We start from the raw sequence: 12,031 nt of genomic DNA, 5'->3' as shown, positions 1-12,031 counted from the left end.
AGGTCCGCAAACAATACCGGGCTGGCTCGCCAACGAAAAGGGGCCCTGCCTGCGCAGGACCCCAGGCTTTGTAACCGCGATTACTTCAGTTCTTCGGCCTTGATGTAGCCGGAGTCGACCACCAGCGCCTGGTAGTTCGACTTGTCGACGTCATGCGGCGTCAACAGGATCGAGGGAACGACCTTGACATCGTTGTTGTAGGTCGTGGTGTCGAGGCCTTCCGGCTTGCCGCCCGAGAGCACCTTGTCGACGAGTTCGACCGTCGCCTTGGCGAGTTCGCGGGTGTCCTTAAACACGGTCGAATACTGTTCGCCGGCGATGATCGCTTTGACCGAAGCGGTCTCGGCGTCCTGTCCGGTGACGATCGGCCATGGCTGATCGGCAGTACCGTAGCCTACGGCGCGCAGCGAAGCGATGATGCCGCGCGACAGGCCGTCATAGGGCGAGAGCACGCCATCGACGCGGCTGCCGTCCGAGTAGTTGGCGGAGAGCAGATTGTCCATGCGGGCCTGGGCGGTTGCCGCCAGCCAGCGCAGCGTGCCGACCTTGTCCATGCCCATCTGGCCGGACTTCACGACGAGGGTCTTATCGTCGATCAGCGGCTGAAGAACCGACATGGCGCCGTTATAGAAGAAGAACGCATTGTTGTCGTCCGGCGAACCGCCGAACAGCTCGATGTTGAACGGACCCTTCTTCTCGGGATAGCCGAGGCCCTTGAGCAGCGATTTGGCCTGGATGACGCCGACGCCGAAATTGTCGAAGGTGGTGTAGTAGTCGACATTTGGCGTCTTCTTGATCAGGCGGTCGTAAGCGACGACGACAACGCCTGCGTCATTCGCCTTCTGCAGCGCATCGCCCATCGTGGTGCCGTCGATCGAAGCGATGATCAGCGCCTTCGGGCCCTTGGTGATTTCGTTTTCCAGCTGGCTGAGCTGGTTCGGAATGTCGTCCTGCGCATATTGCAGGTCGACGGTGTAGCCCAGAGCCTCGAGCTGGGACTTGACGGCGTCGCCGTCGTTGATCCAGCGCTGCGAGGTCTTGGTGGGCATCAGCACGCCGATCAGGCCTTCGCCCGCCTGCGCGGGCAGCGTCATGGCCGCGATGCCTAGGGCCGCGACGGCGGCCAGTGTCTTGATAATCTTCACATTAACTCTCCCTGGTTGATGGACGCGTACCCTTGGGTTTCGTGGGCCGCGCAATCGTGCAGGAGCGCCAAACGCGCCGCTGCCGTCAATCGATCTCCGGTATCCTCCCAATCGGCCCCGAAACTCTGGTTTCAATCGATACGAATTTTCCCTCGTCACCGATCGTCAAGTCTCAGGACGCGCGAAGGGTGTGTCGCTTTGCCATAACTGTCAAATGCGATCTTTGATGGTTGCTATATCGAGACTGATATGGCTTAGGCTAGTGACGACGCTGCCGGATTCAGCCGGGGCGCCGGGCGTAGGAGTAGGGAAAAAATCATGGCGGCGCTGCGAAATCCTGGCGGAATATCAGCCGGTTACGATGAGATTCCGGGTGATGGCGGAACCTTGCTGCGCAGCGGCTTGAGCCTGCGTCACATGCGCATGATCGCGGCCCTCGACGAGCACGGCCGGGTGAGTGCCGCGGCCCAGGTCATGAACATCTCGCAGCCGGCCGCCTCGCGCATGATCGCCGAGATGGAGGCCGTGCTCGACGTCAAGCTCTGCGAAAGGCTGCCGCGCGGCATCACGCTGACGCCTTATGGCAAGGCGTTGGCACGGCGCGCGCGATCGATCCTGCTCGAGATGCGCGAGGTCGACCGTGAGATATTCGAGCTCAAGGCGGGCAAGGGTGGCTCGGTGTTTCTGGGCGCGGTGACAGCACCGGCGATCGAGCTGGCAGTGCCGGCGATCCGCGAGATCCGGCGCCTCTACCCGCGCATCGAAATCACCATGCAGGTCGAGACCTCGAACGTGCTTGCGCGCGAGCTGATCGCCTCGCGCCACGATTTCATCATCGCCCGCATCCCCGACGATCTCAATCCGCGGCTGTTCGAAGCGCGAGTCATCGGCGTCGAGAAGGCCTGCCTGATCGTGCGCCGCGGCCATCCGCTGACCAAGGGCAAGGCAGTGCGGCTGGAAGACACCGCCGCCTATGACTGGGTCTTCCAGTCGGGCGGTTCGCCGCTGCGCCAGGCGATGGAGAGCAACTTCCTGAACCGAAACATCGCCCTGCCGGACCGCATCCTCAACACCAGCTCGCTGCTATTGACTCTGGTCATGGTCGCGCAATCCGACGCCATCGCGCCGGTGTCGATCCAGGTCGCGAAGTTCATCCAGAACCCGGAAGGCCTGGCCGGCGCCATCGATGTTGTCCAGACCGAATTCGACATCGAGGTCAGGCCCTACAGCCTGATCACGGTAAAGAACCGCGCGCTGTCGCCGGCAGCCAAGATGCTGCACGATTTTATTCTGCGAGAGGTGGGCTGAGGGTTGGAGCGGGTAGCGGGCGCATCCCGTGGTCGGCCAGACGACCAGACAGGCCCGCCAGCAGCGGCGCCGATGCACGTCCGCCCCTATTGCGTGATGCTTAAAAAAGCCCGCCAGCAGAAGCCAGCGGGCCAAGGGTAGACTTTCCGGTTGGGGTCATTCGAGGCCCCGCCGACCCTCAATGTGAGATATTCCACGAACTGGCACATCGGCCAAACAGATGAAAGACGGCCAGCCGGGCTATAAAAAAATTGCCTGTGAATTTCGCTGGTTTTCAGCCTGGCCAAAACAAGTTTAATGCAGTGGGGCAGAAGCTGGAGCGGGTAGCGGGAATCGAACCCGCGCGTTCAGCTTGGGAAGCTGACAAGCTACCATTACATCATACCCGCGCTGTTCCTCCGATATCATGGCCCGGCGCCGATGCGCAATCCGATTTGAGGCGCCGCCTTGATGCAGCGCGGTCGACTGCGTATTTCTGGGCATGTGCCCGAATCGCGGCACCCGACTGTGGAGACAGGCCTTGTCCGCACTGAACCGCTTTCTCGGCGATACGCCGCTCCGGGTGATCTTGAAGCTGCTTGTGGTGTCGTTCCTCGTCGGCCTGGTCATGAACGCTTTCGGCTGGTCGCCGATGGACGTGCTTTATGGCATCCGCAAATTCTTTATCGACCTGTGGAATTTGGGCTTCCACGCCATCGACCGCTTCCTCGGCTACATCCTGCTCGGTGCTGCGATCGTCGTGCCGGCGTTCATCCTGCTCAGGATCGCTAACTACCGGAAGTGAATTTTCAGTCGTAGGCAGCGGCCACCTCGAACAGGATGGCATGGCGTGCGGCAAGTGCTGCGACATCCGTTGAATAGCCGCCGCCGATGACGCCGCACACCGGTATGCCAAGCGTAAGGAAATGGCGGATCACCATATCGTCGCGGGCGCGCAGCCCGTCATCCGTGAGCGACAACCTGCCGAGCCGGTCCTCGGCATGGACATCGACCCCGGCATTGTAGAAGACGAGGTCCCAGCGCCTTCGCGCCGACAGCTCCGGCAGGGTGGCGTCCAGCCGCTCCAGATAGGCTGCATCGCCGGCGCCGTCGGGCAGGGCGACATCGAGATCGGAGGCGATCTTGCGCGCGGGGTAGTTGCGGTCGCCATGCATGGAGAAGGTAAACACGCGCGGCTCGTCGTTCAGGATATCCGCCGTGCCGTCGCCCTGATGCACGTCGAGATCGACCACCAGGATGTTTTGGACAGCAGCTTCGGCAAGCAGCACCAGCGCAGCCACGGCCACATCGTTAAAGGTGCAGAAGCCGGCGCCTTGCGCGCGCCGCGCATGATGGCTACCGCCGGCGGTGTTGCAGGCGATTCCGTTCAGCAAAGCCAGCCGCGCCGCCAGCACCGTGCCGGCCGTTGCGAGCTGCGCCCTCAGCGAAACCCGCGGTCCAACGGGAAAGCCGATCTCGCGCTCGATCCCCACCGGCACTTCGCAGGCAAGCACCTGATCGACATAGTCGGCCGCGTGGGCAAGCTTCAGCCATGATGGCCGCGCCGCCGCTGGCATGTTGAGCGCTTCGGGCCGCGCCAGGCCGCGTGCCCGCAAGGCGTCCATCAGCAGCGGATATTTGCTCATCGGGAAGCGGTGGTTGACGGCGAAGCCGGCGTCGTAATCGGGATGATGAACGATCTGCAAGGGCATGGGACGGCCGGTGCGCCAGAGGCGGGTTTCGGTTGACCATAGCGGGGTGGATGGTTGCGCGAGGTCCGCAAACTGGGGCACATCGGCTAGCCGATCAAGCGGCAACAGGAAGCAACACGCGTTTGGAGCAGGCTTTACCCACCGAAGCCCACGCCCCCGAAGCCAGGGCCTTCGTCGTCACCAACCGCTCGGTGCTCGCCATCGCCGTGCCGATGACGCTTGCCTATCTGACGACGCCGTTGCTCGGAATTGTCGACACGGCGGTGGTCGGACAGTTCGGCGACGCCGCCCTTCTCGGCGGCCTGGCGGCCGGCGCCCTGATCTTCGATGTCGTCTTCACCACCTTCAACTTCCTGCGCTCCGGCACCACCGGCTTGGTCGCCCAGGCCTTCGGGCGCGGCGATGCGCTGGAGGAGCAGGCGGTGTTCTGGCGCGCCGTGCTGATCGCGGTCGTCGCCGGCATTGTGCTTGCCGCACTTGCGCCGCTGGTCTCCACCGCCGGGCAATGGTTCATCGGCGCCGAGCCGCGCGTCAGCGCGGCGATGGACGTGTATATCCACATCAGGATGCTCGCAGCACCGTTCTCGCTGATCAATTACGCCATCCTCGGTTACGTGCTGGGGCGCGGCGAAGGCGGGCTCGGGCTGATGCTGCAATTGATACTGAACGGCATCAACATCGCCCTCTGCTTCCTGCTTGGCCTGGAGCTCGGCTGGGGCGTTGCCGGCGTTGCCTGGGCAACGGTCACCGGCGAATTCGTCGCCATGCTGCTTGGTCTCGCCATTGTCGGCCGGCGCTTTTGGGCGGCGCCCAGGTTGCCGCGCCACCACGTCCTCGATCTGCCGGCATTCCTGCGCATGATGTCGCTCAATGGCGATATCATGATCCGCTCCTTTTCGCTGCTCGCCGCCTTCGCGCTGTTCACGCGCCAAGGGGCGCAATTCGGCACGCTGACCCTGGCCGCCAACGCCGTGCTGATGAACCTCTTCCTGATTGCCGGCTATTTCCTCGATGGTTTCGCCACCGCCGCTGAACAGCTCGCCGGGCGCGCCATCGGTGCTCGTGCCGCCACGGCGTTCGACCGGGCGGTGCGGCTGACGCTGCTTTGGGGGCTCGGGCTGGCGGGCACGGCGACGCTCTTCCTCCTGCTGGAGGGCACCGATCTCGTCGCCCTGATCACGACCTCGACGGACGTCCGCGCCATTGCCGACATCTACTTGCCCTGGGCGGCGTTCACCGCGCTCAGCGGCGCGCTGGCTTTCGAGATGGACGGGGTTTTCATCGGCGCGACGTGGTCGCGCGACATGCGCAACATGATGCTGGTGTCGTTCCTGGCGTTCAGCGCCGCGCTGCTGATCCTGTCGCCGGCCTTCGGCAATCACGGCCTATGGGCGGGTTTGCATGTGTTCCTGCTTGTACGCGGCTTCAGCCTGCTCGCCATATTGCGGCTGCGGATGCGCACGGCCTTTGGCTGATCGCTAAAGCGGTTTCGCTGCCCAGTGATCGAGGCGGCTGTCGCGAAGCTCGCGCAGCGACTTCAGCCCATGACTGTCCATGAAACGGGCCATGCCGGAAAGAATGCGTCCCGGCAGCGCAGGCCCGGCATAGATCATGCCGGTATAGAGCTGCACGAGATCGGCGCCGGCACGAATCTTTTCCAGCGCCGTCTCGGCGGAATCCACGCCGCCGACGCCGATGATGGCGCGATCCGGCCCAAGCAGTTTTCGCATCTTAGCCAGCACGATCGTCGAGCGTTCGAACAAGGGTTTCCCCGAAAGCCCGCCGGCCTCGCCGGCAAGGCCGGCGCTGCTCAGGCCGGCTCGCGCGATCGTGGTGTTGGAGACGATGACGCCGTGTATTTGCTTCTCAGTGACCTCGGCGGCGATATCCTCCAGCTCGGCCTCGACCAGATCCGGCGCGATCTTGAGGAAGACGGGCGGTCTTGCCGGTGCCGCCGCACGCGCGGCCATGACCCGCGACAGGAGCTCGCCAAGCTGTTCGCGCGCCTGCATGTTGCGCAGGCCCGGCGTGTTCGGCGAGGAGATATTGATTGTCAGATAGCTGGCATATCGCGCGAACCGGATCACGCCGCTCTCAAAGTCACTGACGCGGTCGGCGCTGTCCTTGTTGGCCCCTATGTTGATTCCGACGATGCCGGCGCGGCCCTTACGGGTGGCAAGGCGCTTTTCCGCGGCGGCGTGGCCCTCATTGTTGAAGCCCAGCCGGTTGATCACTGCCCCGTCCGAAGGCAGCCGGAAGATGCGCGGCTTCGGATTGCCCGTCTGCGGCAGCGGTGTGATCGTGCCGACCTCGGCGAAGCCGAAAGCGAGGCCGAGCAGCGCGTCCGGCACTTCGGCATTCTTGTCGTAACCCGCGGCCATGCCGAGCGGGTTCGGGAAATCGAGCCCGCAAAGGCTGACCTTTAGCCTGTTGTCCTGCGGCGGACGACCGGCGACCGGCAGCCCGCATCTCAGCGCGGCGATCGACAGCCCATGCGCGGTTTCCGGATCGAGCGTGAACAGCAGTTTCTGGCCGATCCGGTCGAACGCGCTCATTCGGCCTCCAGCGCCGGGAATTCATGCCGGCCGTCGGCGCCGAGCGGCAATGCCTGCACCGAAACGACCGCATCGAGGCCGAGCGCGCCGTAGAGATGCGGGAACAAGGCGCCGCCGCGCGAGACCTCATATTTCAGCGCATCGCCGAGACGCGCCCCGTCGACGGCGACCAGCAGCAACCCGCTCCGGTCGGCGAAATGTCTGGCCGCCGTTTCCCGAACCTGCCCGGCGGTGGAAAAATGGATGAAGCCGTCGGTGACGTCGATCGGCGCGCCGGTGAAGCGGCCTTCTCTTTCGGCCTCGCGCCAAAGCGCCTCGGGAACTATCTTGTAGATGATCTCGGACATGGTTGCGCTATAGTCCGAACAGATCATGCGGGGAAGGGGCAAGCGGGTTTCGGAGGCTCCGAACTCTTCCCCATTTCAGGCGCAAACATGTGATACATTGAGCCAACTGGCTCATGGAGGAAAACATGCGTCTGAAACACGTCTTGATCCCCGCAGCACTGGTGTCGCTTGTCGCGGCGTCGGCCTTTTCCGAGGAAGCCGATCGCTACCGGTTGGAAAAATCGGCCAATGGCTATGTCCGCATGGATACGCAAACCGGCGCCATGTCGCTCTGCGAGGAGCGCTCCGGTCAGCTCGTCTGCAAGACGGCGGCCGACGAACGTGCCGCCTTCCAGGATCAGGTCGACCGGCTGCAAAATTCGGTGAAGGCGCTCGACGAACGCGTCGCCAAGCTCGAAAATTCGCTTGCCGCGCGTTTCGAATCGACTTTGCCCAGCGAGGAGGATTTCAACAAGACGATGGGCTATATGGAGCGCTTCCTGCGCAGCTTCATGGATATCGTCAAGGACATGGACAAGGACGAAGACGGCGCCAAGCCCAATTCGCAAAAGACCTAGGCAATTCGCAAAAAGACCTGGGGCGGGAATAGCAAGCCGGCCACGCCGAACAGCAGGCGAAGCGTTATAATCGTTCAGATCCTGCAAGGCGGAAAATCGCCAATGGGAGTCGGGGAGGGATATCACTGTTGGGCTACACATTCGTCATTGCCGACGATCACCCGCTTTTTCGCGGTGCATTGAGGGAGGCACTCGCGGGCATCGGGGATGTTGCCGCCATTCACGAGGCCGGCGATTTCGAAAGCGCCAAGGCGCTGGTCCTGGCCAATGAGGATGTCGATCTGGTGCTGCTCGATCTCTCGATGCCGGGGGCAAGCGGTCTTTCCGGCCTGATTTCGTTGCGCGGCATCCATCCGGCGGTGCCGATGATGGTGGTCTCGGCGCATGACGATCCGGTGACGATCCGGCGCGCGCTCGATCTCGGCGCCTCCGGCTTCATCTCCAAATCGGCCAGCATGGAGGAGATCCGCAATGCGGTGCAGTCGGTGCTCGCAGGTGATATCGCGGCACCCGCCGGGGTCGATCTCGGCGTCGAGCGCGATCCCGAGATTTCCGACCTGATCAAGCGGCTGCAGGCGCTGACCCCACAGCAGACGCGCGTGCTCGGCATGCTGGCCGAGGGACTGCTCAACAAGCAGATCGCCTATGAGCTCGGGGTCTCTGAAGCGACGATCAAAGCGCATGTCTCGGCCATCCTGCAGAAGCTCGGCGTCGACAGCCGCACCCAGGCGGTGATCCTTTTGTCCAAAATCGGCAGCGACCCGTTGCAGACGGCCGGCTGATTCCTATTCGGCCGCCGGCGCCAGCGGCCTGACCCTGGCCATCATCGAGCGCAGCATCGCCGGTTTCAGTGGTTTGCTGATCACCGGCACGTCGAGCCTGCCGGCGGCGGCGCGAACCTCGCTGGAGCGGTCGGCAGTGACCAGCACGGCCGGCAGGTCCTCGCCATGGATCGCACGCAACTCGGCGATCAATTCGAGGCCGGTCTTGTCGTCGAGATGATAGTCGGCAAGCACGATGTCCGGCCGATGCATACCGGACCTGTCGAGATCCTCCGCGCCGGAAAGCGTGTCGACGCTGCAGCCCCAGCCCTCGAGCAACAGCCGCATGCCGTCGAGGATGCGGCCGTCATTGTCGATGCAGAGCACATGCAGCCCGGCAAGCGAGGCCGCGGCACGGGCAGGCGGCTTCGCCTCGGCCTCGCGCCGCGGTGCCTGCACGGCCACCACCGGCAGCAACACGGAAAAGCGCGTGCCCTTGCCGGGATTGGAGAATATCCGGATTTCGAGGCGCAGGACGCGGGCGATGCGGTCGACGATGGAGAGCCCCAAGCCGAGGCCTTCCGCCTCGCGCATGCCCTCGTCGAGCCGGGTGAATTCGCGAAACACGGTGTTGAGCTTGTCGCCGGCAATGCCGATGCCAGTGTCGATAACCTGGATCTCGGCCAGTTCGCCGCGCCGCCGCACGCCGACCAGGATACGGCCACGGCGCGTATACTTGATGGCGTTTGAGACCAGGTTCTGGATCAGCCGGCGCAGCAGATTTCGATCCGTCATGACGCTGAGCGACGACGGCATGATCGAGAGTTCGAGTTTCTTTTCGGCGGCAAGCGGCCGGAAGTCGTTGCCGATCTGGCGCAGCAGCCCGTCGAGGCCGAAGCTCGTATCGTCCGGCTTCATCGCGCCGGCATCGAGGCGCGAAATGTCGAGCACCGCGCCGAGGATGGTCTCGACCGATTCCAGCGACGATTCGATGTTCATCGCCGCCTTGCCGGCAGGTCCCTTGCCGGTCTTCTCGATCAGCGACGAGCAATAGAGGCGGGCGGCGTTCAGCGGCTGCAGGATGTCGTGGCCGGCGGCGGCGAGGAAGCGGGTCTTGCCGAGATTGGCCTCCTCGGCCAGCATCTGCGCCTGCGCCAGCTCCTCGTTGACGCGGGTGAGCTCGGCGGTGCGGTTCTTCACTCGCTGTTCCAGTGATTCGTTGGCGCGCTTCAGCGCCAGATCCTGCTCGACGCGTCCGGAAATGTCGGCATAGGTGGCGACGATGCCGCCGTCCGGCATCGGATTGGAGCGCAATTCGAGAATGCGTCCGCTGGTCTTCAACTCCATCTGCCAGGGGCTGACGAAGCTGGTCAGGCGGTTGAGCATGGTAACGCGCTGGTCTGCCGGTATATCACCGCGCTCGGCAAGGTGGCGCAGGATACGATCGAGCGAGACGCCGACCTGGCCCATCTCGTCGGGCAGGTCGAACAGCGCCCGGTACTGGCGGTTCCAGCAGATCAACCGGAAATCGCGGTCGAAGACAGTGATGCCCTGCTCCATCTGATCGAGTGCGATCTGCAGCAGGTCGCGATTGTGCTGCAGCGCCTCGGTGGCGTCGTCGAGCAGGCGGAAGGCGTCCTTGGATTCGCGGTCGTTGCGGCGCAGCAGCAGCGACAGGATCAGCCGCGCCGAAGAGGAGCCGACGGCACTGGCCAGAAGCTGCTCGGAGAAGCGGATAACATCCATGCTGGCCTGTTCGTTGCCGTGCAGTGAAGTGCCGCTGCTCTTCTCGAACGACTGGAAGGAGCGCTCGGTGCGTTCGACACCGAGATAGCGCGCAATCGTGTCCTTCAGGTCGTTGACGGTGATGGTGGTGCGGAAGCGGCGCAGGCTCGGCAGCGGCCCCGCCTCGCGCGGCACGAAGATCGACGCCTGGATGCGCTCCAGCGGCACCGACGCCCGCGACAGCGAGCCGAACACAAAAAACAGCGTGTTGATCGACAGGCTCCACAGCACGCCGTGGTTCAGCGGCTCGGCGACGGTGCCGAACAGGGATTGCGGTCGCAATGCATCGAAGCCGAACAGGCCGTGGACGAGGATGCCGGTATCGGGCGCGGCGAGCGATGGAAGCAGCAGCGTGTAGCTCCAGACGACGATGCCGGCGACCATGCCGAGTGCCGCCCCCCTTCCGTTGGCGCCGCGCCAGACCAGGCCGCCGATCATTGCCGGCGCGAACTGCGCGATCGCCGCGAACGACATCAGGCCGATCGAGGACAGCCGCGCGCTGTTGGTGCTCTCGCGGTAGTAGAGAAAAGCGATGAACAGCATGATGAAGATCGCCGCCCGCCGCACATTGAGGATGAGCGTCGACCAGTCCTCGCTCTCTGAGGTCGTGGTCCGCAGCAGCCGGCGCACGAACAGCGGGATGATCAGGTCGTTGGAGATCATGATCGACAGCGCGACGCTTTCGACGATCACCATTGCCGTCGCCGCCGACAGGCCGCCGATGAAGGCCGCCATCGCCAGCACGTCGTGGCCGCTGAACAGCGGCAGCGACAGCACGTAGAGGTCGCTGCTGGTCCTGGTGCCGACCAGTTCCAGGCCGGCCAGCGCGATCGGCAGCACGAACAGGTTGATCGCCACCAGATAGAGCGGAAACACCCATGTCGCGGTGCGCAGCTCGGCCTCGCTGCGGTTCTCGACGATGGTGACGTAGAACTGGCGCGGCAGCATGAGAATGGCAAAGCCGCTCAGGCATGTCAGCACAAGCCAGGTGGCGAGTGAGGTGTTGTAGCCCATCGCCTGGCGCACCTGCGTGTTTTCGGCGAGCCGGTCGAACATATCGCCCGGCCCGCCGAAGATCAGAAACATGACCATCAGGCCGATCGCCAGGAAGGCGGCCAGCTTGACCACGGTCTCGACCGCCACCGCCAGCACCAGTCCGTCCTGGTGCTCGGTGGCATCCGCATGGCGCGTGCCGAACAGCACCGCAAACAGCGCCAGCAGCATGGCCACGACCAGCGAGATGTCGCTGACGAACGGATCGAACGACGGGGGCGAGCCGGTATAGTGCTCGACCATCAGGCTGACCGAGCCGGAGATCGCCTTCAATTGCAGCGCGATATAGGGCACGGCGCCGATGGTCGCGATCAGCGTGGCGATCGCCGCGACAGCGAAGCTCTTGCCGTAGCGGGCACCGAGAAAGTCGGCGATCGAGGTGATCTTCTCGGTCTTGGCCAGCCTGACGATGCGCTGCAGCAGCGGAAAGCCGAACACGAACACCAGGACCGGTCCGATATAGATGCCGAGGAACTCGAGGCCGCGCTCGGAGGACAGCCCGACCGAGCCGAAGAAGGTCCAGGAGGTGCAGTAAATGGCGAGGCTGAGCGCATAGATGAACGGCCGGGCGCGGCCGGGCCCGGATGAAGTCGAGCGGCGGTCGCCCAGGCTGGCGATGACGAACAGCAACGTCACATAGGCGATCGCGATGATGACGATGAACCAGCCCTGCACGCCTCGAACTTCCTCCCTGCGCCGGCTTTTTCATCCGGCCTTGCAGACGCAATCACAGCTTGGCGATCGAGTCCATCGCGGCTTTCGGCGTATCATATCGACTGCGTCGGGCAATCGTGACCGGCTGAAACCAGCTTTTGTTCCTGTTGCAACC

At 63.9% G+C, this 12,031-nt stretch carries 10 protein-coding genes and 1 tRNA gene; 5 read left to right on the top strand and 6 right to left on the bottom strand.

Translation table 11 applies throughout. The annotated features are described in order from the left end of the window. Positions 1 to 80: 80 nt before the first annotated feature. Complete coding sequence (chvE, locus tag NKI95_RS08040) at positions 81 to 1,145, bottom strand: multiple monosaccharide ABC transporter substrate-binding protein (RefSeq protein ID WP_254816339.1); 1,065 nt, start codon at positions 1,143 to 1,145, stop codon at positions 81 to 83. Between the two features lie 318 nt (positions 1,146 to 1,463). On the opposite strand from chvE, the gene NKI95_RS08035 reads away from it, so the two are divergent. Beyond that, positions 1,464 to 2,453: a LysR family transcriptional regulator gene (locus NKI95_RS08035; RefSeq protein ID WP_352464898.1), complete on the top strand. Its 990-nt coding sequence runs from the start codon at positions 1,464 to 1,466 to the stop codon at positions 2,451 to 2,453. Between the two features lie 315 nt (positions 2,454 to 2,768). On the opposite strand, the gene NKI95_RS08030 is transcribed toward NKI95_RS08035, so the two are convergent. Then, positions 2,769 to 2,842, bottom strand: a tRNA-Gly gene (locus NKI95_RS08030). A gap of 131 nt (positions 2,843 to 2,973) precedes the next feature. On the opposite strand from NKI95_RS08030, the gene NKI95_RS08025 reads away from it, so the two are divergent. After that, a complete protein-coding gene (locus NKI95_RS08025) occupies positions 2,974 to 3,237 on the top strand; it encodes a DUF6460 domain-containing protein (protein WP_023677362.1) in 264 nt (87 codons plus the stop codon). A gap of 4 nt (positions 3,238 to 3,241) precedes the next feature. Here NKI95_RS08025 and NKI95_RS08020 read toward each other — a convergent pair whose 3' ends face one another. Then, a complete protein-coding gene (locus NKI95_RS08020; protein WP_352715661.1) occupies positions 3,242 to 4,144 on the bottom strand; it encodes a histone deacetylase family protein in 903 nt (300 codons plus the stop codon). A gap of 50 nt (positions 4,145 to 4,194) precedes the next feature. On the opposite strand from NKI95_RS08020, the gene NKI95_RS08015 reads away from it, so the two are divergent. Next, positions 4,195 to 5,619: an MATE family efflux transporter gene (locus tag NKI95_RS08015; protein ID WP_352715850.1), complete on the top strand. Its 1,425-nt coding sequence runs from the start codon at positions 4,195 to 4,197 to the stop codon at positions 5,617 to 5,619. Positions 5,620 to 5,622: 3 nt separating this feature from the next. On the opposite strand, the gene NKI95_RS08010 is transcribed toward NKI95_RS08015, so the two are convergent. Together NKI95_RS08010 and NKI95_RS08005 are read right to left on the bottom strand one after the other, a co-directional pair. Next, positions 5,623 to 6,699 (bottom strand): quinone-dependent dihydroorotate dehydrogenase, encoded by a 1,077-nt coding sequence (locus NKI95_RS08010; protein ID WP_352715658.1) that lies wholly within the window; start codon positions 6,697 to 6,699, stop codon positions 5,623 to 5,625. Beyond that, complete coding sequence (locus NKI95_RS08005) at positions 6,696 to 7,046, bottom strand: DUF952 domain-containing protein (RefSeq protein ID WP_352715656.1); 351 nt, start codon at positions 7,044 to 7,046, stop codon at positions 6,696 to 6,698. Before NKI95_RS08005 ends, NKI95_RS08010 begins: the two co-directional genes overlap by 4 nt. Before the next feature lie 125 nt (positions 7,047 to 7,171). Here NKI95_RS08005 and NKI95_RS08000 point away from each other — a divergent pair, with 125 nt between their 5' ends. Both NKI95_RS08000 and NKI95_RS07995 read left to right on the top strand, forming a co-directional pair. Beyond that, positions 7,172 to 7,603 (top strand): hypothetical protein, encoded by a 432-nt coding sequence (locus tag NKI95_RS08000; protein WP_352715654.1) that lies wholly within the window; start codon positions 7,172 to 7,174, stop codon positions 7,601 to 7,603. 128 nt (positions 7,604 to 7,731) lie between these two features. Continuing rightward, a complete protein-coding gene (locus NKI95_RS07995) occupies positions 7,732 to 8,385 on the top strand; it encodes a response regulator (protein WP_254816346.1) in 654 nt (217 codons plus the stop codon). A gap of 3 nt (positions 8,386 to 8,388) precedes the next feature. Here the strand turns inward: NKI95_RS07995 and NKI95_RS07990 are convergent, their stop codons facing one another. Further along, positions 8,389 to 11,877: a hybrid sensor histidine kinase/response regulator gene (locus tag NKI95_RS07990; RefSeq protein WP_352715652.1), complete on the bottom strand. Its 3,489-nt coding sequence runs from the start codon at positions 11,875 to 11,877 to the stop codon at positions 8,389 to 8,391. Between the last annotated feature and the right edge of the window lie 154 nt (positions 11,878 to 12,031).

Source organism: Mesorhizobium sp. M0306, assembly GCF_040321655.1.
Taxonomy (GTDB): domain Bacteria; phylum Pseudomonadota; class Alphaproteobacteria; order Rhizobiales; family Rhizobiaceae; genus Mesorhizobium.
Note: the sequence above shows the minus strand (reverse complement) of the source record. Positions and strands in the feature narration are given on the sequence as shown.